This is a genomic window from Collinsella sp. CLA-ER-H11 (assembly GCF_040092445.1).
Taxonomy (GTDB): domain Bacteria; phylum Actinomycetota; class Coriobacteriia; order Coriobacteriales; family Coriobacteriaceae; genus Collinsella.
The window spans coordinates 19,825-45,753 of sequence record NZ_JBBNLN010000012.1 but is presented as its reverse complement, the minus strand read 5'-3'; the positions used below and the strand labels follow the sequence as shown (position 1 = coordinate 45,753).

Sequence of the window (25,929 nt, the reverse complement as noted above, 5' to 3'; positions counted from 1 at the left end):
CTCGGGCGGCGCGCCAGGGAGATAGTGGACGAGATAGTCGAGAGGCGCGGTCTCAAGAAGGAGTAACATCGGGACTTGCAGCGACGGACCTCAGGACGCTCTTACACCACGTCTGCGCGCGCCACCCGAGCGCATCGTCGTAGCCGAACTTGGTCTTAAGATGGCTGATGGCCAAGTAGCAGACGGGCGAGACGATCAGGCCCATGACCAGCGCTGCCCACGGCTCGACAAAGCCTGCCCCGGGCGTGACCACCACAAGACCCGCAACCAGACCGGTGCTGGCACCCACCAGCGTGGGGCGGCCGGTATGCACGCGCTCGACGGCAAGCCACGAGACCATGCCCGCCGCGCTGGCCGTCACGGTGTTGAGGATGGCAAGTGCCGCCACGGCGTCGGCCTTAAACTCGCTGCCGCCGTTAAAGCCAAACCAGCCAAACCAAAGCAGGCCGGCGCCCAGCGCCACAAACGGCACGTTATGTGGACGGTAGCTCACCATGCCAAAGCCACGACGACGGCCAAGCATTAAGCAGAGGATCAGGCCGGTAAGACCGGACGAAATGTGCACCACGTCGCCGCCGGCAAAGTCGAGTGCGCCGATAATGTCACCGATAAAGGAGCCATCGCCGCCCCAAACCATGTGGGCAAGCGGCGCATAGACCACAAGCAGCCAAATGCCCAGGAAGGCCGTCATGGCACCAAACTTAACGCGGCCGGCCAGGCTGCCCGTGACGATAGCAGCAGTGATCATGGCAAACGCCATCTGAAAGGCGATGTTGATGATCTGAGGGTAGACGACACCGTCCGCAGCATTGCCCTCGGCCGCCCGCAGCACCTGGCCGAGCACCGGCAGGCACAGCAGCTGGTCAAGGCCTCCAATAAACGGGCTGGAACCGTCGCCGCCGTAGGCCAGCGACCAGCCGGCAATAACCCACAGCACACCAACCAGGCCAATGGCGCCAAAGCACATGAGCATGGTGTTGATGACATTTTTGCGCCTGGACAGGCCGCCATAGAAAAACGCCAGACCCGGTGTCATTAAAAACACGAGCATGGTGCAGATGAGCATAAACGTTGTCGATCCCGTATCGTACATTCGCTCCCCCTTGATCGCATGAACGTTGTCGGCGCCCATAATGCGGCCGAGGGGCAACTGGTGTAGACCAGATACGGCGTTGTTAAACGCTGCGTTGTCGAATGGAAACGGTGCCGCAATCTTGGAAACGGCGCGGCAACGGACGCGAAACGGACGGGAAATACGCGAGCAAGGAAGCCGTGAGCGCGCCCGTCCCGGCTAGTGGCGGAACAGCTCGCGGGCTCGGTCGCGGAGATTAGTTGCTCGAATGACACCTTCGTAGCGATTGATGCGCAGACGCGGGAAGGCGTTAAAGAAGCGTAGGTCGCGTCGGCTGAGCGACACGCTTGGCACCGGACGACTCATGCGCTTGCCGGCAAGGCGACGACTGAGCGACGGATGCGACATGTTCGGCGCGGCATCGGCCACGCGGCGGGCGGCAAGCGCCAAACCGCGAGCACCATCCGCGATAAACGTCGGCATCGAAGCCTTCTCGCGCAGGGCATCGAGCGTCGCGTCGCCCAGCTCGGCCAGCCACGCGTTAACGGCACGGCTACGGATATGCGTCTGTGCCACCGAGTCGATCGCCGAATCGGGAATACGTTCGAGCATGGAGTCAGACGCATCGGCAAGCGACTCGTTGATGCGGTCGGCAAGGTCGGCCCGGACGCGCTCCAACTGATCAGACAGGCGGCGCCAGCTGGCCAACGAGCACACCGCGTCGACCATCATCGCGACCGCGACGATAAAGGCGGACAGCCGCACAGTCAGCACCGGCAGATGGCCAAGCAGCCCCAGCAATGCCGGCTCCACTAAACGACAAATGCACAACGCACCCAAGCCAAACGCGCAGGCCCAGTACAGACAGATGCGTCCGTGCAGGTTAAACGGCAGGTGCGAGTAATCCCAAAAGCGAGCGCCCGTTGTTTTTTCCAACAGCACGCCTACGCTGTACTCGATTACGCTGCATACAAGCGCCGCGGCGACAAACTGGCTCGAGGCATCCGGAATCCCGCGCAGCAAAAGCCAGCAGGCAATGCCGCCCGCGCCATAGATGGGGCAGCACGGCCCCAGCAAAAAGCCACTGTTGGCAAATCGTCCGTGATTGAGCATGGCACATACTGTCGACTCCCATGCCCAGCCGCAAAACCCGTAAAAGGCAAACGAGAGCACCAGTGCCGAGAGTGGGCAGGCGGCAAGCGTCGCGCCGCCAAACGCCATATCAATCGCGGTTTCCACCGTCTACCCTCTCCTCTTTTCGCTCGATGCTTTACTCACGCTATCGTCCGTCTCGTCCTTGCGCGGCAGGCGGCCGGCGACCGTCTCGCGCAGAGCACACCATTTATCCGCTAGGCACACAATCCATGCCTCACGACACGTCGGCGGCACCGGCACCAACGGAAACATATGGCGTACGATAATATTCCGCTCGCGCGGCGTCAGCTCAAAATCTTCCTCGGCACGCGCCAGAGCAAAAAATGGATGCCGGAATCCGTGCAGTCGATGGCTCGGGTCGGGGTCGTGCCAATCGTAGAGAAAGTAATCGTGTAACAAGGCTCCGCGCAGCAACGAGGCGCGGTCGACCGAAACACCGACGCAGCCCAGGCGCTCGGCAAAGGACAGGCTCGCCCGCGCTACCGAAGTCACATGTGCATAGACCGTCACGTCACCATGCTGGATAAACTCGTGCGTCAGGTCCAAGCGGCCCACCTGGGCGAGCTGGCGGGCGGCATCGTCGACCTCGTACGCGATTTTCTCGGCACGAACGGCATCGGACATGCTGCCTCCTTCCAGCGGCTCACGGCGGCAAGCCACGGCCTACACGCATGAAATAAAATCATCATCGAATCTATCAGTATGGCATCGGACAAAACGTTTTGCCCCGCCGGTTGGCGAATTACCGCGCCGCCGTCACATATCAAACGCCAAAATGTGCGAGACTGTTTTGTGCAATTGTGCCGGCCGAGGGAGCGCCGGCGCTCGATTCGCATGGAGTAACCCACAACGATGCTGCTTACGCAAACGACAACGCCCGAGGACGTCAAGGCTCTTAATCGCGCCGAGCTCCCGCAGCTCTGCGGCGAGATCCGCCAGGCAATCCTCGAAAGCTCCGCCGCCGTCGGCGGGCACGTTGCCCCCAACCTGGGCGTCGTTGAGCTTACGGTTGCGCTTCATCGCGTGTTTAACTCCCCCATCGACAAGATTGTCTTTGACGTTTCGCACCAGACCTACGCCCACAAGGCGCTGACGGGGCGCGCGTACACTTATATCGATCCGGAGCGTTATGGTGAGGCTTCTGGCTTTGCCAATCCCGACGAGTCCGAGCATGACCTGTTTGCCATGGGGCACACCTCCACGTCGGTGAGCCTGGGCTGCGGCCTGGCGCACGCTCGTGACCTGGCGGGCGATGCATACAACGTCATCGCCATCATTGGCGACGGCTCGCTTTCGGGCGGCCTGGCGTTTGAGGGCTTCAACAATGCCGCCGATCTCGACAGCAACCTGATCATCATCGTCAACGATAACGACCAGTCCATTGCCGAGAACCATGGCGGCCTGTATCGCAATCTGGCCGAGCTGCGCGCCAGCAACGGCGCCTGTGAGCGCAACGTTTTCCGCGCGATGGGACTCGACTACCGTTATTTGGACGCCGGCAACGACGTGTTGGCCCTGGTCGACGCGCTGCAGGAACTGCGCAATATCGATCATCCCATCGTGCTGCACGTCTCCACCGCCAAGGGCAAGGGCTTTGAGCCGGCCCAAAACGACCCCGAGCGCTGGCACCACGTGGGTCCGTTTGACATGGCGACCGGCCGCAAGCTCTGCCCGGGCCATCCAAGCGAGCCTGCGCCGCGCACCTATGCTGACATTACGGGCGAGGCGCTCAGCGCCGCCATCGAGCGCGATCCACAGGTCGTTGGCATCACGGCCGCCACGCCCTACATCATGGGCTTTACACCCGAGCTTCGCGCTGCCGCCGGCAAACAGTTCGTCGATGTGGGCATTGCCGAGGAGCACGCCGTGACCTTTGCCACCGCGCTTGCGCGCTCGGGCGCCAAGCCAGTCTTTGGTGTGTACGGTACGTTTTTGCAGCGCGCCTACGACGAGCTGTGGCACGACCTATGCCTCAACGACGCCCCCGCAACCATTTTGGTGTTTGGTGCGTCAATCTTTGGCACCACGTCCGAGACGCATCTTTCGTTCTTTGATATTTCCATGCTGGGCGGTCTTCCCAACATGCACTACTTGGCGCCGGCCTGCATGGAGGAATATCTGTCCATGCTGAGCTGGTCGCTCGACCACCGCGAGCATCCCGTGGCAATCCGCGTACCGGGCATCGGCCTGGTAAGCCACCCCGACCTTGCGCCCGCCGAAGACACCGACTACAGCGCCGTTCGCTACAACGTGGTGCGTCAGGGCCGCGACGTTGCCGTGCTCGCGCTTGGCGATTTCTTTGAGCTGGGTGAGCGCGTGGCAAACCGTCTGACTGCCGAGTACGGCATCGAGGCCACGCTCGTCAACCCGCGCTTTGCAACCGAGCTCGACCGCGAGTTCCTCGACAGTCTTGCCGCCGAGCATCGCGTTGTCGTCACCCTCGAGGACGGCGTCTTGGACGGCGGCTGGGGCGAGCGCGTGGCATGTTATCTGGCATGCACGCCGTTGCGCACGCGTACCTTCGGCATCGCCAAGGGCTTCCCCGACCGCTACGATCCCAACGAACTGCTCGCGCAAAACGGCATGACGGTCGAGAATATGGCCGCCGAAGCCGTGAGACTACTCAACGAGTAAGAAAACCTCCGCAAGGGAAGCACCCCTGCGGAGGTTTTTGTTTTCACGACGCGATTATCTCAATCTGTAACATCTAGGGCCCGAATTTCCGTCTAACTGTTACAGATCTAGATAAGACGTCGTAGTCCCAGACCTTTGTCTCAATCTGTAACAGATAGGGACCTTTTGACCGTCCAGATGTTACAGATTGAGACATTCGAATCCCCCTGAAGAGAAAATCTCGATCTGTAACAGTTACTCGGCAAAAATGGCTGCAGATGTTACAGATTGAGACAAAACAGCGAGACAGGCCACCACATCTGCAAGAACCGCCACAAAGGCGCCTGTCCCTTTTTGGTAGGCAGAATAACCCATAAGACAAGTATGTTTCTGAGTTATTTCGTGTTGACCAATTTGAGCGCGATAGGGTATAACTCTACTCAACCGCTAGGGATTTTATTGAGAAAGGTGTTCTACCATGAGCAAGAACCTCTCCCAGCAGGTCGTTCTCGACCGCCGCGGCTTCGTTGCCGCCACCTTCGCAACCGTCGCCGGCCTTGGTCTTGCCGGCTGCTCCGACACCAGCGCCGAGGCCGACAAGGGTTCCGCCGCCGGCTCCTCCAAGGGCTCCGAGGATACCGAAGTTTCCGCCACGCTCGACGCTAAGGCGTTCGACAAGCTCGTCGACAACGGCCCCAAGGCCGATGACGACGCCATCGCCGCCAGCACCTGGGCTACGGCCGTCAAGGACGCCGGCGTCTTTAAGATCGGTGGCGTTCAGACCTCTACGCTCTTCTCCCTCCTCAACGAGAAAGACGGTCAGACCCGCGGCTTCGACGCCGGTATCGCACAGCTCCTGTCCAACTACATTCTGGGCGAGAACAAGGTCGAGATCACCCAGGTGACCTCGGACACGCGCGAGTCCGTCCTGCAGAACGGCCAGGTCGACGCCGTCTTTGCCACCTACACCATTACCGACGAGCGCAAGAAGCTTGTCTCCTTTGCCGGTCCCTATTACTACACGCAGCAGGCCATCCTGGTGCTTGCCGATAACGACGACATCAAGAGCGTCGAAGACCTGGCCGACAAGAACGTCGCCGTCCAGTCCGGCTCCAACGGCCCCGCCATCCTGGAGGAGTTCGCTCCCAAGGCCAGCCAGCAGGAGTTCAAGACCGACGAGGAGGCCCGCCAGGCACTCCAGCAGGGCCGCGTTGACGCCTACGTCATCGATAACAACATGCAGCAGAGCGCCTTGGTCCGCGAGCCCGGTAAGTACAAGATCGCCGGCAAGCCCTTCGGCAGCAAGGAGCCCTATGGCATCGGTCTGCCGCTCGATTCCGACGGCGTCGCCTTTGTCAACGACTTCCTTAAGAAGATCGAGGACGACGGCACCTGGACTGAGCTGTGGCAGATCTGCATCGGCGACCGTACGGGCGACACCAATGTTCCCGAGCTGCCCGAGATCGGCGCCTAGTCAGCGAGCCTGGTAACGGCCGCAACGAAACCATACGGAAACGCACGATGCGCTTTATTGCGGTAAACTGTTTCCTCACTGAGTTGTCGGGGCTTCCGTACACACGGGAGCCCCTTTCCTTATCGGCGGGAGGTCCGCATGAGTCTCTCCGAACTCTGGTCGCTCTATGGCCAGAACTATATCGACGCGCTGCTAGCAACCTGGGGCATGACGCTTGAGTCGTTTGCCATCGCCATGGTACTGGCCGTCGCCGTCACCGTGATGCGCGTGTCGCCGCTCAAGCCGCTGCGCGTCTTTGGCGACCTGTATGTCCAGGTCTTCCGTAACATCCCTGGCATCGCGCTGCTTATCATCGTCGTCTACGCGCTGCCGCCGCTTAAGGTCGTCCTGCCCTACCGCACCTGCGTTATCGTCGCCACGGTCCTTTTGGGCTCGGCCTTTGGCTCCGAGAACTTTATGAGCGGCATCAACACCGTCGGCGTTGGCCAGGTGGAAGCCGCCCGCTCGCTGGGCATGAGCTTTAACCGCATCCTCGCCAAGATCGTGATTCCGCAGGCGCTGCGCTCGAGCGTGCTGCCCATGACCAACCTCTTTATCGCCGTCATGCTCACCACCGCGCTCGGCAGCCAGGTCCCGCTTAAACCGCAGGAGCTCACCGGCGTGGTGAGCTACATCAATACCCGCTCGCTCGGCGGCGTCGCCGCGTTCTTTATCTCGGCACTCGGCTACCTGGGCACGGCCTTTGTGGTGAGCCACATTGGCAACTATATCGATAAGAAGGTGAGAATCCTCCGATGAGCAAGCACTCCACCTCCGCGCTCACCATGCGCGACGCGCTCTACGAGGCTCCCGGCCCCAAGATGCGCGCCAAGATTCGCATCGGCACCGCCATCTCGCTTGTTGCCGTCGCCGCACTCGTCGTCCTGGTACTGCAGCGCTTTTATGTGACCGGCCAGCTTTCGGTCCACTATTGGTATTTCTTTACGCACCTCACCACCTGGAAGTTCCTACTTGCCGGCTTTGAGGGCACCGTTAAAGTCGCACTCACCGCTGGCGCCATCGCGCTGGTGCTGGGCTTAGCCCTTATGCTCGGCCGCACCAGCGACATTAAGCCGCTGCAGCTGGCCTGCCGCGTGCTCACCGATTTCTTCCGCGGCGTGCCGAGCCTGCTGTTCATCTACTTCTTCTTTTTGGTACTGCCCCAGTACAAGATCGCGCTGCCGTCGTTTTGGATGCTCACGCTTCCCGTCGCGCTCGCTGCAGCCGGCGTACTTGCCGAGATTTTCCGCGCCGGCGTCAATGCCGTGCCGCGCGGCCAGGTCGAAGCCGCCCAGGCACTCGGTCTCTCCAAAGCTAAAATCACCTTTAAAATCGTGTTGCCGCAGGCCATTCGGTTTATCATTCCGTCGTTGATTTCGCAGCTTGTGGTCGTAGTCAAAGACACCACCGTCGCCTATGTGGTGAGCTACCCCGACCTCATGCAAAACGCCCGCGTGCTCATTACCAACTACGACGCCCTCGTGTCGGTCTACCTGGTTATCGCGGTCATCTACATCCTCATCAACGTCGCGATCAACAAGGCCGCTGTCTATGTTTCGCACAAGACCGGCGCGACCATCATCCGCTAACGCTTTACCATTTCGAGTCATAAGGAGCCGAGCACCATGGCACAGAGCACCTCTTCCACCGGCAATCAGCCGCTGATCGAGCTCAGACACGTCGATAAGCACTACGGCGATCTACACGTCCTCAACGACATCAATCTCTCGGTCGACCACGGCGAGGTCGTCGTTGTGATCGGGCCCTCGGGCTCGGGTAAGTCGACCATGTGCCGCACCATCAACCGCCTGGAAACCATCGACTCGGGCGAGATCCTCATCGAGGGCGAGCCCCTGCCACGGGAAGGCAAGGATCTTGCCCGCATGCGCGCCGAACTGGGCATGGTGTTTCAGCAGTTCAACCTGTTCGCACATATGACCGTACTGCAAAACGTCATGCTGGGGCCGGTCGATGTGCTGGGTGTCTCCAAGGACGAGGCCCGTGAGCGCGCCATGGACCTGCTGAGCCGCGTGGGCGTGGCCGAACAGGCCGATAAGGTACCCGCACAGCTCTCAGGCGGCCAGCAGCAGCGCGTAGCCATCGCTCGCTCGCTTGCCATGCAGCCCAAGGCCATGCTCTTCGACGAGCCCACGAGCGCCCTCGATCCCGAAATGATCAACGAGGTGCTCGAGGTCATGGTCCGTCTGGCCCAGCAGGGCATGACGATGATCGTCATCACGCACGAGATGAACTTCGCCCGCCGCGTGGCCGACCGCGTCGTGTTTATGGCCGACGGCCAGATCGTGGAAACCGGCACGCCTGACGAGTTCTTCGACCGCCCCCAAACCAAGCGCGCCCAGGACTTCCTCAACTCCATCAAGGGGCACTAGCCAGCCACCCCGTGGGGCAAATCCATCGGAAGCGTTGTCCCACGTCTCTCATGCGCCCTGTCACCTTCAGATTCGAAAGCAACACCTATGATCGGAACCCGCACCTCATCGTCCTACACCCCGCACGTCGACGTCGCCCCCGCCGACCGCCCACTCATCCTCGTCGCACCGCGCTGGGAAGAGGCAAAGCCGTTTTTAAGCGAGACGCTCTCCCCCAACGAAGAAATCGCAAGTGTCTTTGTCGATGCCATCCTTGCCGCCGGCGGCCTACCGCTGCAGATGTCCATCACCGAGGACATTGAGGTTATCCGTCATTACGTCGATATCGCCGACGGCATCGCCATTCCCGGCGGCCCGGACGTCAACCCCAAGCGCTGGGGCGATGATCGACCCTACGACCCCACCCTCTGCTGCGAGATCCGCGATAGTTTTGAGTTTAAGCTGGTCGACGAGGTACTCCGCGCCAAGAAGCCGCTCTTTACCACCTGCCGCGGCACGCAGCTGCTCAACGTCGCCACCGGCGGCACCCTGTGCATGGACGTGCCGAGCCTGGGTGCGCGCGAGGGCCGCACGCAGTGGCGCCACACCCACGTGCTCAACGACCCCGTGCACCCTGTCGAGGTCATGCCGGGCTCGCTGCTGGAGCGCGCGGTTGGCGGGCACAGGCTGATCCAGACCAACTCGGCACATCACTGCTGCGTCGATCGTCTGGGTAAGAGCACGCGCTTGGTCGCCAAGGCAACCGATGGCGTTCCCGAGTGCATCGAGGTCGAGGGCCAGCCGTTCTGCTTGGGCGTGCAATGGCATCCCGAGTACACCTGGCAGACACTCGAGACCGACTTTAACCTGTGGAAGTCGTTTGTCGAGGCAGCGGCAAAGGTTAAGCAGGCTCGCTAGCTCGCGAACCGCATAACAGATAAGGGCGCCCCGCCGGCCACATGGTCCGGCGGGGCGCCCTTTTGCCCATACGCGGCAGGCACACAGCCCAAGGCTCACAACCTCTTACTCGCCCGCCTCGCGCAGAGCCGACATCGTAGCCGCATATTGCTGCTGCAGCGCATGCATTCCCTCGCGAGCGTCGTCAACGGCATCGGCGCCGCGCAGCGCCTCGGTCACCACGACCGCCGGCTCGTACAGATTATCGAATCCCAGGTTCTGGCTCACGCCCTTGAGCGTGTGCGCTGCCATAAACGCACCTTCGGCGTCTCCTGCCGCCATGGCGGCCTCCAGCTTGTCCATGCTCTCGTCATCCAAAAACTTGAGGGCAAAGCGGGCAAGCATTTCCTCGCCCATCAGCCGAGCGCACGCGTCATCATAATTAGCGCCGATCTTCTCATACGCCTCACGCATGGAAATCATGGATTAAAACTCCTTTGGTCAAACTAAATCGTGGGAAACGCGACAACGTCGGCGGGGCGTGCCAACGTCTCGGCAATACGGTCTTGCACCTCGAGCAGGCAGTCGAGCAACAGCGGGTTAAACTCACCGCACTTACCGTCCAAGATCATCTGGATAGCCTCCTTGTGCGGGATAGCATCCTTGTACACACGCACACTCGTCAGCGCATCGTACACGTCGGCCACCGAAACCACCTGTGCGGCGATGGGAATCTGGTTGCCCTTAAGGCCATCGGGATAGCCCTTGCCGTCCCAGCGCTCGTGATGCCAACGCGCAATCTGGTACGCATATTCCATAAGCGCATTGCCGACGTGATGGCGGCCCAGCTCAAGCAACATGTCGGCGCCCATCGTGGTATGCGTCTTCATAATCTCGAACTCCTCGGGCGTAAGGCGCCCGGGTTTGTTGAGAATTGCATCGTCAATCGACATCTTGCCGATATCGTGCAGCGCCGAAGCCAGGGCAATCGTAGAGCGTTCCTCATTGTCGAGGGAGATCGTGCCGCTACGCTGGACCAGACAGCCAAGCAGCAGCTCGGTCAGCTTCTCGATGTTCGTAACGTGCCTGCCGCTCTCGCCATTGCGAAGCTCCATAACGCCGGCCATGATGTCGATGAGCATGCGACTGTTCTTGACGCGCTCGTTGTACTGCTGGGACAGCAAACTCGTCAGGCGGCGCTGTTTGGCGTATAGGCGGATGGTGTTGCTTACACGCCGGCGCACGACACGGGAGTCAAACGGGCGGTTGATATAGTCCGAGGCGCCCAGCTCGTACGCGCGCAGAACCATATCATCGGAATCTTCGCTCGAAATCATGATGAAAGGCAGATTGTCGATACCCGATCGGCGCGACAGATCGGCCAGCACCTCAAAGCCGCTTATGCCCGGCATGACAATATCCAGCAGCACGAGCGACAACTCATCGCCATAGCGGTCGACCATGTCGAGCGCCGTACGACCGTTGTCGGCCTCGAGGATGCAATACTCGTCCTTGAGCATCTCGTTGAGAATGGCTCGGTTCATCTCGGAGTCATCGACAATAAGCACCAAAGGCTTTTCGCTTTGGAAGGCTTCGATGGAATCGGCATCGGTCACGACCGTACCGGCTTTTGCCTTAGCGCGGCTCAATAACTGGACAGCGCGGCCAACTCCTTCATCGACCGTCTCGCCATGAATGCGAACACCGCCAACACATGCCGTCAAGCTCACGTACTCATGGCCCGGAACAATCGTGGCATGAACGGCATCGGACACCTGATGCAGGCGACGGGTGAAGTCATCGGAGGGAATATTGGGCATGACGACCACAAACTTGTCGCAGCCATAGCGTACAAGCTCGTCAGTCGAACGAATTCCGCTGCGTATGGCTGTCGCCACAGCACCGAGCGCAAGGTCGCCGGCATGACGGCCACACGTATCGTTGAAGACCCTAAAATCATCAAGGTCGATCACCGCAACGCCGGCATTCATGCGGGCGCTACGGAGCTTTTCCTCGTAATATCGGCGATTGCGCACACTCGTCAGCACGTCGGTGTAGACGAGGTCCTCTTCTGCAGCCTCTTGCTCATCGATCGGACGCACCATCAGCAGGACGTGAGGCTCGCCCTCGACCTTCAGAGGGCGCAGGCGAGCGCGGTACTCGGTACCATCATTGAGCAGCTGCTCCGATACATCATCGGAACCTGCCAAGGCCTCAAGACTCGACTGACGCAGACAAGGGCAGCGATCGCCGGCGAGCAAGCAGTTAGGCTCGCTCTTAATCTGATCGGCCGACAACAAACGCACCACGGGGTAGGTCTTCGCGACGCGGGCGACCTCGGCGGCAGCCTCCTCGTCGGTTAGATTGACCTCGTGATTATTGAGCATATGGGGCCCTTCCTATCGTTACGCACGGCAACGGTGCATATCAATTGGTACAAGGGTAGCATCTAACAGCTGAAGGCAAACGCGCGATTATCGTTACATTTTTATGACCTGGCAAACGGCGGTAATGGAGCCGCGGGCGCGCGGTTATGGGCGCATTCGTTAACAATGACGAAACGCTAACAGCCCCTCTCCCCGCAGGTCATCGAGCGTGCTAACGCTCCAAGACATCGCGAACGGCGTTTGCCGCCGTAACGGGGCGATCGCGCAGACCGTTATGCGCGCCCGGGATCGTCACAAGGGGGCAATCGAGATATTCGGCAGCCGCTCGCGTGCCAGCCTCGCGGGGTGTATCGACCGAAAGCTCGCCCAAAAACACGGCCGACACCGCCTTTGACGCGCGGACGCGCTCCCAGTCGGGAGCATATGTCATATTTGTTCCGTATTCATTAGCCATAAAGCAACGACCATTGCGCAGGGCATGTTTGGCTTCCGCTTCGGTCGTCCCGGGAGCTTCGGGGTCCAAGTCGCCGAGGGCTCCCAAGAAAAGCCGGAGCGCCCTTGAAACCTTTCCAGCCGCAATCATATCGAGCAAAACCGGAGCTGCGCCCATGCCGACGCCTTCGGCCGACACAGCCGGCTCATGCAGAATCGCACGGGCGACGAGATGGGGTTCGGCGCGAAGAAGCTCCAGCGCCACCAACGTACCGGCGCTATGCGCAAGCACATTTGTCGGAGCGCCAACGTGTTCGATCACGGCTTGCAGGTCGGCGGCCTGAGCGGCAAGATCATAGCTGCCGTCTGCCGCATCGCTGCTGCCACCGCAGCCGCGGCGGTCGTAGGCAATTACGCGGTAGTTGCGGCTGAACTCACAAGCGATATCGTCGAAAAATGTGCCGTCGACACAAGCGCCGTGCACGCACACCAAGGCAGGAGCATCAGGCGACACATCTGGGCCGGCATATTCGCGACAGGCAATCGTGGTGCCCGCATTCTCGACCGTAAAATTCATGTTGTGCCCCCATCATCAATGCTCATCCAGTTGCACGTCAGCGCGGTTGGATGGACCCACATTGCCTTACACCTTGTTAACAGATTAACTTTACCCGACCCGAGGCTTTTCATGGCGCGGCATAATGGGCGACGTGAAAAAACGAAACTTGTAAAGCAAGAGCCCGCACCTTGCTTTGGAGCCGATGCTATGCTTAGGCACAATTGTCTTGAGGAGCATATGCCTATGTCTACGTTTTTGAATGCCAGCCCCATCTTTGGGCCCGTTCGCAGCCGTCGCCTTGGTCTCTCGCTCGGCGTCAACATGATGCCGGCCAGCGGCAAAATCTGCACGTTCGACTGCATTTACTGCGAAAACGGCCTCAACGCCGAGCGCCCCTGCCATGAGCCGTACAACACAGCTGCCGTGGTACTCGACGCGCTCGAGGCAAAGCTGCGCGAGATGGCAGCCGAGGGCGAGCTCCCCGATGTGATCACCTTCGCAGGAAACGGCGAGCCCACCGCCGCACCGGAGTTTCCCCAGGCGATTGCCGGCGCCGTCGCGCTGCGCGATCAGCTGGCCCCAAACTCCAAAATCGCCGTGCTCTCCAACGGTACGCGCGCCGACCGCCCCGAGGTGCACGATGCGCTCATGATGGTCGACGACAACATCCTCAAGCTCGATACGGTCGATCCGGCATTTATCCAGCTGCTCGACCAGCCTGTTGGCCCCTACGACGTCGAGCACCAGATTGAGACGTTCGCAAGCTTTGACGGTCACGTTATTATCCAGACGATCTTTTTGACCGGTGAGTATCTGGGCAAGCCCATCGACAACACCGGCGAGGAGTACGTTGCCCCCTGGCTCGCGGCACTTGAGCGCATTCGCCCACAAGAAGCGACCATCTACACGGTGGCTCGCGAGACGCCGGTCGCCGGCCTTGCCAAAGCAGCGCCCGAGGCCCTCGACGCCATCGCCGCGCGCGTGCGCGCCCTCGGCATTCCCTGCCAGGTGAGCTACTAGCGCGCAGCTGCCCTGTGAGTGGGCTATACTAGCTGCGAATGAAAGGAAGTTAGCCATGTTTGACAATGGACCCGTGCCCGGCCGCAACGACGTCTGCTGGTGCGGCAGCGGCAAAAAATATAAGAAATGCCATAGCGCCTTTGATGAGCGCCTCGAGCGCTTGTGGGAAGAGGGCTGGGAGGTTCTGCCCCGCACGCTCTACAAGACGCCCGCCGATATCGAGGGCATCAAGCGCTCGGCCGCCATCAACGTGGGTGTGCTCGATTACGTAGGCGAACACATCGCCGCGGGCATGACCACCAACCAGATCGACCAGATGATCTACGACTACACCGTCGAGCACGGCGGCACGCCGGCCGATCTTAACTACGAGGGCTATCCCAAGAGCGTGTGCACCTCGATCAACGACGTCGTCTGCCACGGTATCCCCTGCGATGCGGATGTGCTGCACGAGGGCGACATCATCAACGTGGACTGCTCCACGATCCTGGACGGTTACTTTAGTGATTCGAGCCGTATGTTCTGCATCGGCGAGGTCTCGGCCGAGCGCCAGCGCCTGGTCGACGTCACCCGCGCCAGCGTGGAGGCGGGTCTGGCGGCCGTCAAGCCATGGCTACCGCTGTCCGTGATGGCCGAGGCCGTGCAAAAGACGGTCGAGGACGCCGGCTTTAGCGTGGTGCGCGAGTACGGCGGACACGGTATCGGTAAGGAGTTCCACGAGGACCCGTTTGTGGGCTTTACCACCGAGGCGCCCGATGTGGACACCATCATGGCTCCGGGCATGGTCTTTACCATCGAGCCCATGGTCAACGCCGGAGCGCCCGACATCAAGATCAGCAAGGGTGACGGCTGGTGCGTGCGCACCAAGGACGGCAGCGATTCGGCCCAGTGCGAGGTACAGCTCGTGGTGACCGAGGATGGTTACGAGCTGCTGAGCTGGTAGCTGTGGATGCGCCGGGCTACGCGATGGATATGTTAACCATCGCGTAGCCCGGCGTTTTTATAACGTTTTGCCTGATACAACCTGCCAAAATAAACCTGTCCCTTTTTGGCAGGTCGAGCGGAAAGGACTGCTTGTGAACATCCTGGTTTTGCTGCCCGTCAACGACCGCCATCGCGCAATTCTTGAGTCGAGCGCTCCGGGCGAGGACTTTATCTACACGAGCTCCGACACCATCACGCGTGAACAGGTCGCCAATGCCGACGTGATCCTGGGCAACATAGACCCTTCCCTGCTGACCGCATGCGAGCGCCTCCAGCTGCTGCAACTGCAGACCGCCGGCTATGACGACTATCTCGCCGCCGGCACCGTGCCGGCTGAAGCCAAGCTGTCTTGCTCAATCGGCGCCTACGGCCAGGCCGTGAGCGAGCACATGTTTGCCATGGTGCTGTCTATGATGAAGCGCCTGCCCGGCTACCAGGACCTGCAGCGCGAGCATCGCTGGGAGGATTTGGGGCCGGTCACCTCGCTCAAAAACGCCAATGTGCTGGTGCTGGGCGCGGGCGATATCGGTGGCCACTTCGCCACGCTCTGCCGCAACATGGGTGCGCACGTCCGCGGCATCAAGCGCCATCCGCTCGTCTACCCCATTGTGTTTGAGGACATGGACAGCATGGACGCCCTGCCCGAGCGTCTGGCCGAGGCTGACATCGTCGCATCCTTTATGCCCAGCACGCCCGAGACCCGCGGCTTGGCGAACGCCGAGTTCTTCGCTGCGATGAAACCGGGCGCCTTCTTTGCCAACGGCGGCCGCGGCGACCTTGTGGTCGCCGACGACTTGGTTGCCGCCCTGGAGTCGGGTCATCTCGCCGGCGCCGCGGTCGACGTCACCGACCCCGAGCCGCTGCCTGAGACAAGCCCACTGTGGGATGCGCCTAACATGCTCATTACGCCGCACGTCTCCGGTTGGTTCCACTTGGAGGCTACGCTCAACAATGTGGTCGACATTGCCGCGGAGAATCTGCGTCACCTGCAGGCAGGCGAAACTTTACGTTGTTGGATCGAACACTAGAAGGACGTCAGGTAGTTTCTTGCGTCTACTACACTCATTGCTGCGACGGGTGCGTGTGAACAGAGTTTGGCATCGTTGGTGACCAGAAGGTCTGCCTTTGCGCGCATTGCTGCCGCAATGATTAAATCGTCTTCGTAATCGCTATGGAGCTTACGCTGCTTGCTCGCCATCCATATGTCACTCAGGTCGCAGGGTACCGGCGTGGCAAGTTGCGACAACACGTCGAGGCAATCCCATGCAAGTGATGTCGCCGCCACGGCGTCATCTTGGGATAGCGAGCCATGCTCGCGCCGATACCACGCCTTATGTTCGCTCGAAATCAAATAGAACAGGTCTTTGGACGATGTCGCCGCATACAGCAAATCAACTTGAGCCGCGCATGCATCACGTAGAAACTCAATCGCCGCCGAACGACCGCGTCGCTGGGGAATGAAGTAATCGAGCCACACGTTGGTGTCAACCAAGATGCGCTTTGGATTCTCACTCACAGAGCCAGCTCATCTCCTCGCCGTAGCGATCCGCGTAGGCGTTCCGTTTGAGTTCTTCATCGCCCGAGGGCTGAGCCTTGACCATATCGATTCCCGACTCACGGCAAGCGGCAGCGAACAGCTTCGACCCCTGATCCATGAGCTCGAGCTTACGTTTGGCGGCCTTTTCGCGCTCGCGCTGTTCCGCCCGGGCACGACTAGGCAGCAGGATATCCTCGAGCGCACCGGGGCGATCGGCCAGCGACGCTGCAAGCCGCCAGAGCGCTCGCACCGCCTGGCTCGGCGTCATACCGGCCCTGGAGAGAGCGGCGTCCCCACTCCTTTTAAGATCGGCATCGAGACGTACGTTGATCTGAGCGGCTGTTGTGGTCATGACCCCTCCTTAATACTTTAAAATCATCATAAGACTCTATGGTAGATACGTAAAGCACGTATAGCATTTATTAGCATTAGCCGCACTCTGTGCACAAAAAGCCGCCGAGGTGCACTGCACCTCAGCGGCCACGTACCACCGATCTAGGTCGGTTTCATCCTTTGCATTTGCCCAGATAAAACCTGCCAAAATAAACCTGTCCCTTTTTGGCAGGTTTAGAGCTCCACGCTTTCGGCGTCGTTGATGGTTAGGTTTCGCTCGTAGAAGGCGGTGAGGGCGCGGATGGCGTACATCACGTCGCGCACGCCGCCGGTCTCGTAGCTCGAGTGCATGGCAAGCTGCGGCAGGCCCACGTCCACGGCATGCATGCTCGCCTGCATGTTCGACAGATTGCCCAGCGTAGAACCGCCAGCCATATCGCTCTTGTTGGCGAAGGCCTGCGTGGGCACGTCGGCGTCATCGCAAATGGCTTGGAACACCGCGCGGCTAAAGGCATCGGTGCAATAGTGCTGGTTGGCTGCCTCCTTGATGACGATGCCACCGTTGAGCACCACCTGGTTGCGGGCATCGCACTTCTCGGCGTGGTTGGGGTGCACGGCATGTGCATTGTCGCAGCTCACGAGCATCGAGGCAGCAAGCGCACGGTGGTACGATTCGTCGTCAAAGCCCAGCGAGCCGTTAATGCGGCGCAGTGCATCGGCCAAGAACGTCGACATGGCGCCCTGCTTGGTCTCGGAGCCAACCTCCTCGTTATCAAAGCAGCAAAAGACCGAAACGTCGTGCGCATTCTCGGCACCCAAAAATGCCTGCAGCGAGGTGTAGGCGCAGGCCAGGTCGTCGAGCTTGGGCGTCGAGATAAACTCGTCGGCCCAGCCCCAAATGCGCGCATCCTGGCGGTTGACCAGAAACAGATCGCGGCCCAAAATTTGCTCGGGCTCAACATCCAGCTCGTCGGCGATCAGGGCGTCAAAGTCGCCCTGCTTAAGGTCACCGGCGCTGATGAGCGGACACAGGTCAACAGCTCGGTTGGGAGCAAAGCTCTCGTTAACGCCACGGTTCATGTGGATGGCAAGGCTCGGGATGATGGCGACTTCGCGCTCGGTAGCGAGCAAACGACTCTCGATACGGTCGCCCTCGCGTACCAGCACGCGGCCCGCGAGTGCCAGCGGACGGTCGAACCAGGTGTAGTCGATCATGCCGCCGTAGGCCTCGGTGTTCAGGCGCAGCGTCTCGCCCGCGCCGTCGAGCTCGGGCACGGCCTTAACCTTAAACGTCGGCGAGTCGCTGTGCGACGCCGTCAGCTGAAAATGGTAGTCGCCGGCAACGCCGTCCTCGCCCCACGTCGCGGCCAGGTCCTCGCCCACCTTAAAGGCAACAACGCTCGAGGTGTTGCGCTGCGTGTAATAACGCCCGCCCGGCTCGATGTCCCACGCCGCATTCTCGGGCAGGTAGGTAAAGCCCGCCTCGTCGAGCTCGGCCATAATGGTCGCCGCCGTATGAAACATGCTGGGGCATGCCTCGATAAAGTCGATAAGGTCGTTGGCGGCCTCGATATCGTCGGCCGTCACGTGCGCGCGCTCGGGCGTTTCCTGATCCGTCATGCTCTCCCCTTTCGCTGGGTTGATGGTCCCCTCCAGCATACCCCGCCACGCCAGCGCCGCACTCTTCATTCCGTGCTTAATTCCGCACCGCTCACCAAGTTGAGCCATCATGCCCGCGCCCCTTTTGCGACAATTGCGCTAACAGGACGAGAGGAACCGTCATGAAGCCACGTAACATTGCCATCGCCTGCGGTGGCGCGGGAGTCGCCGTCGGCTTTGCCGCTGCCGCCGGCATCGTTTACCGCAAGCAAATCAAGTCCGCCGCGTCGCTCAGACGCTTGACCGGCTACGCGGATGGCTATGACCTGTACGCAATCGACATCGCCTACGACTACGATCTTGATCGCATCATCGCCGCTGGCGTGCGCGACGACCAGGCCTACATCGATGCCGTGGTGGCGCAGGTGCTGCCCGGTGTGCCGGTACATGTCCAGGCGCCCCAGTTTGCCTGCAGCGCTTTTGTCGCCGTAGATGCCGAAGGCCGCGTGCGCACCGGTCGCAATTACGACTTTAAAGACGACACCTCGGCGCTGCTGGTGCGCAATCACCCACGCGGCGGCTATGCCTCCATCGGCTTTGCCGCCCTCAATAACCTGGGCGCCAACACTCCGCTTGACTCCGTCACCGGACGCGCCGCGGCGTTGATGGGCCCGTTTGCCCAGCTCGACGGTGTTAACGAATGCGGCGTGTCCATTGCCGTACTCACCCTGGATTCCCAGCCCTGTGACCAGGACACGCAACGGCCCGTCATCAACACTTCGCTCGCCATCCGTCTGGTGCTCGACCGCGCGGCTACCACGCAAGAGGCAGTCGACCTGCTTTCCGCCTACGACATGCACGCCATGGCAGGACGCGATTACCACTTCTTTATCAACGACGCCGCCGGTGACGCGCGCGTAGTAGAGTGGGACCAGCGCGATCCGGACCGCGCTTTCAAAGCGACTCCTGTACGCCAGGTTACGAACTTCTACGCCTGCTATGGCGACGAAGTGCTGCCCAACCAAAAGAATGGCGAGCTGGGCCATGGTAAAGAGCGCGCCGTTGCAATCGCCGATGTCCTTGATACCCATGTCGGTGCCCAGGACGAAACGATTGTCTGGGAAGCCCTGCGTGCCGCAGCGCAAGAGCCCAATCCGGAAGACATCACCAGCAATACGCAATGGTCGGTCGTCTTTGACAATACCGAACCCGCCGCCGCCATTACGCTGCGCCGCCACTGGGGCGACGTCGACGCCTTCGCACTGTAAGGACCCAGGCCCGTCGACCTTACGCTCGCCTGACGTTGCTTACATTTCTATACGCTTGAGCTAACACGTTTTACCCCCGTATCAACAGTGTGCGGGGGTAAACTTATGCGCATGTTATAACTTGCCCGGAAGGATTCATCATGCTCAGGATCGGTCTTCTTACCAGTGGCGGCGACTGTCAGGCGCTCAACGCCACCATGCGCGGCATCGTCAAAACGCTTATGACCAATAGCGAAGAACCTATCGAGATCTATGGTTTTGAGGACGGCTACCAGGGCCTTATCTACAGCAGGTTCCGCGTCATGTCGCCCGCCGATTTTAGCGGCATCCTCACCCGCGGCGGCACCATCCTGGGCACGAGCCGCACGCCGTTCAAGCGTCTGGATATTCCCGAGGCCGATGGCATCGAGAAGGTACCCGCAATGGTCCACACCTATCATAAGCTGCAGCTCGACTGCCTGTTTATGCTGGGCGGTAACGGCTCCACCAAGACCGCCAACCGCCTGCGCGAAGAGGGCCTCAACGTTATCGCCCTGCCCAAGACCATCGATAACGACACCTGGGGCACCGAGCTGACGTTTGGCTTTACAAGCGCCATCGACGTCGCCACCAAGTGCATCGACGACATCCACACCACTGCGTCGAGCCACGGCCGCGTGTTTGTCATCGAGATCATGGGCCACAAGGTTGGCTGGATCCCGCTGTACGCCGGCGTCGCAGGCGGTGCGGACGTCATCCTGATCCCCGAGATCCCCTACGACATGGATAACGTCATCAAGACCATCGAGCATCGCATGGAGACCGGCAGCCGCTTTACGATTGTAGCCGTCGCCGAGGGCGCTATCTCCAAGGAGGACGCGGCGCTGTCCAAGAAGGAGTACAAGAAGAAGCTCGCCGAGCGTACGAGCCCCTCGATTGTCTACGACATCGCCAAGGAGATCGAAGCCAAGACTGGTCGCGAGACCCGCGTCGCCATCCCCGGCCACACGCAACGCGGCGGCCAACCCGACGCTCAGGACCGCATCTTTGCGACCCAGTGCGGCGTCGAGGCGGCACTTGGCTGCCTACGCGGCGAGTTTGGCTACATGATCGCCCTGCGCGACGGCAAGATGTGCCACATGCCGCTCGAGGAGGTCGCCGGCAAGCTCAAGTATGTCGATCCCCAGAGCGACCTGGTGCGCGAGGCCAAGGCGTTGGGCATCAGCTTCGGCGACGAATAGCCTCGGCTGGAACTGCTCTCATCGGAGGCCCCAGGGCTTACCTCCCAAATCGTCCTCGGACATGTCAGGACCCCGCCGTGCGCTTCGCGCCGCGGGGTCCTTCCGTCCTGCGGAAAGATTTGGGAGGTAAGCCCTGGGGCCTCCTGCGGTAACTAAGGAGGCCGTGGCTATTCGTCTTCTTGCTGCAAGTGCGTGGGCTGAGATTTTGGGATGTTGCAGGCTCTTGGCTGCTACCTGCACTGACATTTGTCCTGAAATGGCTGGTCGTTAGGGGTTGCTACCGGTAGTTGCGGTAGGGTTGGGGCAGATTCTAACTGGAAATGGTGGTCGCTACCGGTTGTTCTCGGCATACTCGGCTCATTCGATTACGGTCACCACATGAAAGGAACTGTCATGGATCTTGCGATGGCGCAGCGGCTCGTTGATCGCCGCAAGGCTGCCGGGCTTTCTCAGGAGGCGCTTGCCGCCCAGCTGGGTGTGAGTCGTCAGGCTGTCAGTAAATGGGAGCGCAGCGAATGCTCGCCCGATACCGATAACCTTATTGCGCTCGCCGCGCTGTATGGCGTGTCGCTGGATGAGCTGTTGTATGGGGAGGCGGCCAACAATGCCGACGACCTGGAGGACGGTAGCGCCGGCACCGAGACAGCGGATGTGGCTGGCGAGGCCGAGGATTCTGCCGAGAACGCCGATTGCGGCGACAAACCACTTGTCGATATTTCCCTCGCGCGCGGCATCCACGTTATTGATCCCAACAAGGGCAAAGAGGTTCATGTTGGCTGGAGTGGTATCCATGTGGCTAACAAGCGCAAGGGTGAAGAGGTCCATGTGGGGCCGGGCGGATTGCATATCGATACGCTTGAGGACGATGGGCATAGCGTGCATACCAATGACGACGGCACCGTCACCATCGACGGCGAGACGTTTTCCAGCTGGAAGGAAGCACACGACAAGCTCGACCATCATGGCAAGCATTTCCACACCAAGGTCGGACGTACATGGAACAAATTCCCCTTCCCCGCGCTTGTCGCCCTCGCCTATCTGGTGCTCGGCATTGTCTCCGGCACATGGGCTACGGGACTCTTCCTCGTCTTTTTGATTCCCGTCTATTACGCGCTTGGCGACTTTATCGACCAACGCCACTTATCTAAGCTGATCGATGTCGTCTATTCAGTCAGTGCCGAGGCATGGTTCCTCTACATGTGACTCTGCCTGGGGCAACCCCATCCCGCCTGGGTAATCCTCATCACCATCCCGGTCGTAAAAGCACTCATGCGTTGGTGCCGTAAACAATGGAAGCATCGCAAACAGGCCTAAACCGCCCTAACCCGCCAGCAACACCCAACTAGTACTCCCCCGCCCATCCCTCCTAAGTTGCGGTGATATAGTTCCGGTTTTAGCCTTGAGTAGTCGAGTTTAGGAACTATTCCACCGCAACTTACGAATGATCGGAGCGGCTACAGCACAAGCGTCGGCGTTCGTTTGATGGTCCGCCACGAAAAGGGCCCATCTACTACGTTTAACTCGAAGGGGCCAACCATGACCGCCTTTTTCGAAAATCGACAGGCCTTCTACCTGCGGTTTTGTTTTTTGTTTTCCCGGCATGGTTGAGGGTATCCAATTAAACATAGTAGATAGGCCCATTTTGTGGCATACGACCCATTCAAGCCCTATCTCGAAGGCTAAAGAGAGCCTCTCATCCACGCTTGCGAGCGAAAACCAAATAGAATGAAAGGCAAATGAAAAGCCCGTTTGACGAGCGGAGGACATATGCGCGACGTAGCCGAAAGCGACTGGAAGCTGTTTAAGAAAATGCTTCCTCAATGGCAAGAACGTTATATGGAAAAGCTCATCGGCCAGTACGTTGAGATACTGAATGGCGACAGCGAAGCGTCCAGTAGATTTTGGGCACTAGAAGAGAGCCTCAATAGAAACAAGCTGTCCTCAGGCGTAATTGCAAACGACATTCGCCGCAGCACAATGCACCGCGAGATAGCCAATTTGCTTATCGACAGCGTGATTACCCTTGACGACCTTGACGGTTTTACCGAGGACATTAAGAGCTATGCGCAGCACTGGATTGGCCAGTAAGGGCACTGAGCGACAAATATCCCCAGCAAAACGGGGCAAACGCCGGACCACCTAATGGTTGTCCGGCGTTTGCCCAGATAAAACCAGCCAAAATAAACCTGTCCCTTTTTGGCGGATTACTCGGCGCTCTTGAGGGCACCGACCATGTCAATCTTGTTGAGGGTACGATTGGTAGCGAGGTTGACGATAAACGTAAAGCCAAAGGAAAGCACCACGGCGAGCACGTAGCTTAGCGGCTCGACCTCGACGTCAAAGTACAGCGACGGCATCTGCAGGATGTACGTAAAGCTCTCGGCCAACGCACCACCCAGTGGAACGCCCAGCGCAGCGCCGATCGCCGTGAGGATCAACGTCTCCTTGTTGACGTAATGGTGCACCTCACCGCGACGGAAGCCCAACACCTTAATGGTCGCCAGCTCGCGCTCGCGCTCGGAGATATTCGTGTTGGACAGCGTAAACACCACCACAAACGACAGGCACGCCGCCATAAAGGTCACGAGCACCACGACCGAATTGATAATCGTAAAGTTCGCCTCATAGTTTTCCCAATGCTCGGCCGTACTCGAAATCGTAAGCCAACCGTCACTCTTAAGATTCTTGCTAAACGCAATCTGGTCGGCCGACGAACCCTTGAGCAGTGCAAAGATGCCGTTAAGACGCGCGCTTCGGCCGAACGTGCGCTCATAGGTGCCCTGCGTCATGTAAAGCGTGTTGCCCAGATAGTTAAGCGAAATGTCGCTGACTTTGACCTTGGCAACATTGAGCGACGAATCCTGGACGTGAGCCGTATCGCCCGGCTGAATCCCCAGCACCAGCTGTGAACTTTTGCTCAGATACACGTCTCCGTCACGCAAAGGCAGCGGTTCTTTGGACTCATCCTCCAGACGCACGTAATCGCCCAAGTCACTCGTGCGGTCATCGGGCACCACGATCAGCTGCACAGTCTCGCTCTTGCCGCCAAATGTAAAGGTGACGTTGTCGGTCATAATCGGCAGCGTCGAAGTCACGGTCACGTTGGAATCATTGGACGCGCTGCGCCCATCCAATGCCGCGCACGTCTGTGAAAAATCGTCGGGATTGGCGACCGCCAGCAGGTCGTAGCGCGTGATATGCCCGTACTGCTTGGGCGAAAGCGCCACCGACGTATCGCGGATGCCCATACCGCAGATCACAAGCGCCGTACAGCCCGCGATACCGAAGATGGTCATAAAGGCGCGCTTTTTGTAGCGGAATAGGTTGCGTGCAGCGACCTTGTTTAAGAAGCCCATGCGGCGCCAGATAAAGCCGATATGCTCGAGCAGAATGCGCGAGCCGGCGCGCGGGGCCTTGGGACGCATGAGCGAGGCTGGGGTCTCGGCCATCTCGTGGCGGCAGGCGATAATCGTAGCGCCCACCACGCCCACGGCAAACAGCGCCACCGACACGAGCGAAGACACGATATCGTACGAAAGCAGCATCTGGGGCAGCGAGTACATGTCGTCGAACACCGTAAACAAGAACAGTGGCAGGCCCACAAAGCCGATGATGTTGCCGAGCACGCCGCCGATCAGACATGCCCACAGCGCATAGTCCACGTATTTGGACAGGATGCGCTCGCGTGAATAGCCAAGCGCCTTGTACAGGCCAATAAGCGTGCGCTCCTCCTCGACCATGCGCGTGGCGGTGGTGAGGCTGATGAGCACGGCGACGATAAAGAAGATAAACGGGAACACCGTGGCGATGGCCTCGATCGAAGAACTGTCGCTCTCGACGCTCGAGTAGCTTGCGATGTTACCGCGGTCCTGAATGTACCAAGTGCATTCACCCAGATTGGAAAGCTCGGCGCGGGCATCGGCGAATTGCTGATCGGCGGCGGCGCGGCGCTGGTCCAACTCGGCCTGAGCTTGGACGCGCTCCTCGCTGCCCTCGGCCATGCGGTTGATGCTATCCTGCTCAATCCCAAAGAGCATGGCGGCCTGGCGCTCAGCCGCATCCAAGCTTGCCGGCGTGTCAACCGTCAGCTCCTGGACGCGCGCCTTTTCACGCTCCTCGCGGATCTTCTCGATATTGCCCTTGACCTCATTGATCTTTGCCGTGTAGGCATCCGAGTAGGAGTTGAGGCTCTTGGCTCCCTCGACGATCACGTGGACCGCGGAGTAGGACGATGATGTCGCGGCATCCTCGCTCACATAGAACTTATAGTCCGCAGCCGAAGCGGCACGGAAGGCGTTGACTGTCGAGTCGGAGCTCACATCAGTGGGGTCGAGGACCTCGGCCGTAATGGTGTAATCGCCCGCGGCAAACTGATCCTTGGCACTTTGGTTGGACGAGCTCGCGTCATTGGCGGCAAAACTCACGGTATCGCCGAGCTTTTTGCCCGAAGCCTTCAGGAACTTCGAAGTTACCGCCACCTCATCGGCGCTCTCGGGCAAATCGCCGTTCACGAGCACTGGCTGATCGATGTTCTCCTTGGAGAGACTTTGCACGACCACGCGCTCGCGCGTTGTGCCCACGGCGGTGTAGGCGGTCTCGGTGTAGATACCCTCGGCCGTCTCGACCCCGTCGATCTCTTGGATAGCCGCGAGATCGTCGCGCGTAAGGCCACAGGTCGACTGCACGTTAATGTCATAGACATTCTGCTGGTCAAAATAGGCGTCGACCGAATCGCACAAATCCTCGCAGCCCGCCTTAAGGCCGCACATCACACTCACGCCGAGCGCGGTGATGACCACGATGGACAAGAAGCGCTTAAGACTGCCGCGGATTGTGCGGTAGATGCCACGGCGAAATACCGTCGGCACCATATCGTTTGAGCTTTGGGCGGTACGGTAGGTCGCGAACTCCCGGTCCCGACTCACGTGCTCCGTATCGTGGTTTTGGCTGTTTTGGCGGTCCTGGTCCATG

Annotated in this window: 23 protein-coding genes; 13 read left to right on the top strand and 10 right to left on the bottom strand. The window is 59.9% G+C overall.

What is annotated here, in order from left to right; genetic code table 11:
• Positions 1-52 precede the first annotated feature (52 nt).
• The 3 genes from AAAX35_RS08280 to AAAX35_RS08270 all read right to left on the bottom strand — a co-directional run bounded on the left by AAAX35_RS08280 (position 53) and on the right by AAAX35_RS08270 (position 2,851).
• Positions 53-1,093, bottom strand: coding sequence for an ammonium transporter (locus tag AAAX35_RS08280; RefSeq protein ID WP_349117311.1), 1,041 nt, complete (start codon positions 1,091-1,093; stop codon positions 53-55).
• 198 nt (positions 1,094-1,291) lie between these two features.
• Entirely contained in the window at positions 1,292-2,311 is a 1,020-nt protein-coding gene (locus AAAX35_RS08275; protein ID WP_349117310.1) for a putative ABC transporter permease, read from the bottom strand.
• A gap of 3 nt (positions 2,312-2,314) precedes the next feature.
• The gene (locus AAAX35_RS08270; RefSeq protein ID WP_349117309.1) at positions 2,315-2,851 is read right to left on the bottom strand and encodes an HD domain-containing protein; all 537 of its coding nucleotides are present in this window, start codon (positions 2,849-2,851) and stop codon (positions 2,315-2,317) included.
• A 228-nt stretch (positions 2,852-3,079) separates the two neighbouring features.
• Between AAAX35_RS08270 and AAAX35_RS08265 the strand changes: the two genes are divergently transcribed.
• The 6 genes from AAAX35_RS08265 (at position 3,080) to AAAX35_RS08240 (ending at position 9,640) form a co-directional block, all read left to right on the top strand.
• Complete coding sequence (locus AAAX35_RS08265; protein ID WP_349117308.1) at positions 3,080-4,861, top strand: 1-deoxy-D-xylulose-5-phosphate synthase; 1,782 nt, start codon at positions 3,080-3,082, stop codon at positions 4,859-4,861.
• A gap of 457 nt (positions 4,862-5,318) precedes the next feature.
• Positions 5,319-6,314, top strand: coding sequence for a glutamate ABC transporter substrate-binding protein (locus tag AAAX35_RS08260; RefSeq protein ID WP_349117307.1), 996 nt, complete (start codon positions 5,319-5,321; stop codon positions 6,312-6,314).
• A gap of 138 nt (positions 6,315-6,452) precedes the next feature.
• Entirely contained in the window at positions 6,453-7,112 is a 660-nt protein-coding gene (locus AAAX35_RS08255; RefSeq protein WP_006234894.1) for an amino acid ABC transporter permease, read from the top strand.
• Entirely contained in the window at positions 7,109-7,942 is an 834-nt protein-coding gene (locus AAAX35_RS08250; protein WP_349117306.1) for an amino acid ABC transporter permease, read from the top strand. The genes AAAX35_RS08255 and AAAX35_RS08250 overlap by 4 nt, the downstream gene beginning before the upstream one ends.
• Before the next feature lie 36 nt (positions 7,943-7,978).
• The gene (locus tag AAAX35_RS08245; RefSeq protein WP_349117305.1) at positions 7,979-8,743 is read left to right on the top strand and encodes an amino acid ABC transporter ATP-binding protein; all 765 of its coding nucleotides are present in this window, start codon (positions 7,979-7,981) and stop codon (positions 8,741-8,743) included.
• Positions 8,744-8,830: 87 nt separating this feature from the next.
• Positions 8,831-9,640, top strand: a complete 810-nt coding sequence (locus AAAX35_RS08240) for a gamma-glutamyl-gamma-aminobutyrate hydrolase family protein (RefSeq protein WP_195240808.1) — start codon at positions 8,831-8,833, stop codon at positions 9,638-9,640.
• A 105-nt stretch (positions 9,641-9,745) separates the two neighbouring features.
• On the opposite strand, the gene AAAX35_RS08235 is transcribed toward AAAX35_RS08240, so the two are convergent.
• The 3 genes from AAAX35_RS08235 to AAAX35_RS08225 all read right to left on the bottom strand — a co-directional run bounded on the left by AAAX35_RS08235 (position 9,746) and on the right by AAAX35_RS08225 (position 13,015).
• Positions 9,746-10,102, bottom strand: coding sequence for an Hpt domain-containing protein (locus AAAX35_RS08235; RefSeq protein WP_195240810.1), 357 nt, complete (start codon positions 10,100-10,102; stop codon positions 9,746-9,748).
• A 23-nt stretch (positions 10,103-10,125) separates the two neighbouring features.
• Positions 10,126-12,006, bottom strand: coding sequence for an HD domain-containing phosphohydrolase (locus AAAX35_RS08230; protein WP_349117304.1), 1,881 nt, complete (start codon positions 12,004-12,006; stop codon positions 10,126-10,128).
• Between the two features lie 211 nt (positions 12,007-12,217).
• Complete coding sequence (locus tag AAAX35_RS08225) at positions 12,218-13,015, bottom strand: alpha/beta hydrolase (RefSeq protein WP_349117303.1); 798 nt, start codon at positions 13,013-13,015, stop codon at positions 12,218-12,220.
• 225 nt (positions 13,016-13,240) lie between these two features.
• On the opposite strand from AAAX35_RS08225, the gene AAAX35_RS08220 reads away from it, so the two are divergent.
• The 3 genes from AAAX35_RS08220 to AAAX35_RS08210 all read left to right on the top strand — a co-directional run bounded on the left by AAAX35_RS08220 (position 13,241) and on the right by AAAX35_RS08210 (position 16,029).
• Positions 13,241-14,017 (top strand): radical SAM protein, encoded by a 777-nt coding sequence (locus AAAX35_RS08220; RefSeq protein ID WP_217108382.1) that lies wholly within the window; start codon positions 13,241-13,243, stop codon positions 14,015-14,017.
• A 55-nt stretch (positions 14,018-14,072) separates the two neighbouring features.
• On the top strand, positions 14,073-14,960 hold the full coding sequence (map, locus tag AAAX35_RS08215; RefSeq protein WP_161115072.1) for a type I methionyl aminopeptidase: 888 nt from the start codon (positions 14,073-14,075) through the stop codon (positions 14,958-14,960).
• Positions 14,961-15,093: 133 nt separating this feature from the next.
• A complete protein-coding gene (locus tag AAAX35_RS08210) occupies positions 15,094-16,029 on the top strand; it encodes a D-2-hydroxyacid dehydrogenase (RefSeq protein WP_349117302.1) in 936 nt (311 codons plus the stop codon).
• Here the strand turns inward: AAAX35_RS08210 and AAAX35_RS08205 are convergent.
• From AAAX35_RS08205 to AAAX35_RS08195, 3 genes are all read right to left on the bottom strand, one after another.
• A complete protein-coding gene (locus tag AAAX35_RS08205) occupies positions 16,026-16,517 on the bottom strand; it encodes a PIN domain-containing protein (RefSeq protein ID WP_349117301.1) in 492 nt (163 codons plus the stop codon). The two genes, AAAX35_RS08210 and AAAX35_RS08205, sit on opposite strands and share 4 nt — an antisense overlap.
• Positions 16,510-16,890: a hypothetical protein gene (locus AAAX35_RS08200; RefSeq protein WP_349117300.1), complete on the bottom strand. Its 381-nt coding sequence runs from the start codon at positions 16,888-16,890 to the stop codon at positions 16,510-16,512. Before AAAX35_RS08200 ends, AAAX35_RS08205 begins: the two co-directional genes overlap by 8 nt.
• A gap of 215 nt (positions 16,891-17,105) precedes the next feature.
• On the bottom strand, positions 17,106-18,491 hold the full coding sequence (locus AAAX35_RS08195; protein WP_349117299.1) for a M18 family aminopeptidase: 1,386 nt from the start codon (positions 18,489-18,491) through the stop codon (positions 17,106-17,108).
• A gap of 161 nt (positions 18,492-18,652) precedes the next feature.
• On the opposite strand from AAAX35_RS08195, the gene AAAX35_RS08190 reads away from it, so the two are divergent.
• The 4 genes from AAAX35_RS08190 (at position 18,653) to AAAX35_RS08175 (ending at position 23,046) form a co-directional block, all read left to right on the top strand.
• A complete protein-coding gene (locus AAAX35_RS08190; RefSeq protein ID WP_349117298.1) occupies positions 18,653-19,738 on the top strand; it encodes a carcinine hydrolase/isopenicillin-N N-acyltransferase family protein in 1,086 nt (361 codons plus the stop codon).
• Between the two features lie 140 nt (positions 19,739-19,878).
• Entirely contained in the window at positions 19,879-20,958 is a 1,080-nt protein-coding gene (locus tag AAAX35_RS08185; protein WP_195520690.1) for an ATP-dependent 6-phosphofructokinase, read from the top strand.
• Between the two features lie 393 nt (positions 20,959-21,351).
• A complete protein-coding gene (locus tag AAAX35_RS08180; protein ID WP_195543978.1) occupies positions 21,352-22,161 on the top strand; it encodes a helix-turn-helix transcriptional regulator in 810 nt (269 codons plus the stop codon).
• Positions 22,162-22,725: 564 nt separating this feature from the next.
• Positions 22,726-23,046, top strand: coding sequence for a multidrug transporter (locus tag AAAX35_RS08175; protein ID WP_195543977.1), 321 nt, complete (start codon positions 22,726-22,728; stop codon positions 23,044-23,046).
• Between the two features lie 116 nt (positions 23,047-23,162).
• Here the strand turns inward: AAAX35_RS08175 and AAAX35_RS08170 are convergent, their stop codons facing one another.
• Complete coding sequence (locus AAAX35_RS08170) at positions 23,163-25,928, bottom strand: FtsX-like permease family protein (RefSeq protein WP_229090600.1); 2,766 nt, start codon at positions 25,926-25,928, stop codon at positions 23,163-23,165.
• Position 25,929 lies beyond the last annotated feature (1 nt).

What these genes read in the sequence shown, in the direction of transcription:
- AAAX35_RS08280 (WP_349117311.1), bottom strand. Translation starts at nt 1,093, where the DNA reads ATGTACGATACGGGATCGACAACGTTTATGCTCATCTGCACCATGCTC.
- AAAX35_RS08270 (WP_349117309.1), bottom strand. Translation starts at nt 2,851, where the DNA reads ATGTCCGATGCCGTTCGTGCCGAGAAAATCGCGTACGAGGTCGACGAT.
- AAAX35_RS08265 (WP_349117308.1), top strand. Translation starts at nt 3,080, where the DNA reads ATGCTGCTTACGCAAACGACAACGCCCGAGGACGTCAAGGCTCTTAAT.
- AAAX35_RS08260 (WP_349117307.1), top strand. Translation starts at nt 5,319, where the DNA reads ATGAGCAAGAACCTCTCCCAGCAGGTCGTTCTCGACCGCCGCGGCTTC.
- AAAX35_RS08255 (WP_006234894.1), top strand. Translation starts at nt 6,453, where the DNA reads ATGAGTCTCTCCGAACTCTGGTCGCTCTATGGCCAGAACTATATCGAC.
- AAAX35_RS08250 (WP_349117306.1), top strand. Translation starts at nt 7,109, where the DNA reads ATGAGCAAGCACTCCACCTCCGCGCTCACCATGCGCGACGCGCTCTAC.
- AAAX35_RS08245 (WP_349117305.1), top strand. Translation starts at nt 7,979, where the DNA reads ATGGCACAGAGCACCTCTTCCACCGGCAATCAGCCGCTGATCGAGCTC.
- AAAX35_RS08240 (WP_195240808.1), top strand. Translation starts at nt 8,831, where the DNA reads ATGATCGGAACCCGCACCTCATCGTCCTACACCCCGCACGTCGACGTC.
- AAAX35_RS08235 (WP_195240810.1), bottom strand. Translation starts at nt 10,102, where the DNA reads ATGATTTCCATGCGTGAGGCGTATGAGAAGATCGGCGCTAATTATGAT.
- AAAX35_RS08230 (WP_349117304.1), bottom strand. Translation starts at nt 12,006, where the DNA reads ATGCTCAATAATCACGAGGTCAATCTAACCGACGAGGAGGCTGCCGCC.
- AAAX35_RS08225 (WP_349117303.1), bottom strand. Translation starts at nt 13,015, where the DNA reads ATGAATTTTACGGTCGAGAATGCGGGCACCACGATTGCCTGTCGCGAA.
- AAAX35_RS08220 (WP_217108382.1), top strand. Translation starts at nt 13,241, where the DNA reads ATGTCTACGTTTTTGAATGCCAGCCCCATCTTTGGGCCCGTTCGCAGC.
- map (WP_161115072.1), top strand. Translation starts at nt 14,073, where the DNA reads ATGTTTGACAATGGACCCGTGCCCGGCCGCAACGACGTCTGCTGGTGC.
- AAAX35_RS08200 (WP_349117300.1), bottom strand. Translation starts at nt 16,890, where the DNA reads ATGACCACAACAGCCGCTCAGATCAACGTACGTCTCGATGCCGATCTT.
- AAAX35_RS08195 (WP_349117299.1), bottom strand. Translation starts at nt 18,491, where the DNA reads ATGACGGATCAGGAAACGCCCGAGCGCGCGCACGTGACGGCCGACGAT.
- AAAX35_RS08190 (WP_349117298.1), top strand. Translation starts at nt 18,653, where the DNA reads ATGAAGCCACGTAACATTGCCATCGCCTGCGGTGGCGCGGGAGTCGCC.
- AAAX35_RS08185 (WP_195520690.1), top strand. Translation starts at nt 19,879, where the DNA reads ATGCTCAGGATCGGTCTTCTTACCAGTGGCGGCGACTGTCAGGCGCTC.
- AAAX35_RS08180 (WP_195543978.1), top strand. Translation starts at nt 21,352, where the DNA reads ATGGATCTTGCGATGGCGCAGCGGCTCGTTGATCGCCGCAAGGCTGCC.
- AAAX35_RS08175 (WP_195543977.1), top strand. Translation starts at nt 22,726, where the DNA reads ATGCGCGACGTAGCCGAAAGCGACTGGAAGCTGTTTAAGAAAATGCTT.
- AAAX35_RS08170 (WP_229090600.1), bottom strand. Translation starts at nt 25,928, where the DNA reads ATGGACCAGGACCGCCAAAACAGCCAAAACCACGATACGGAGCACGTG.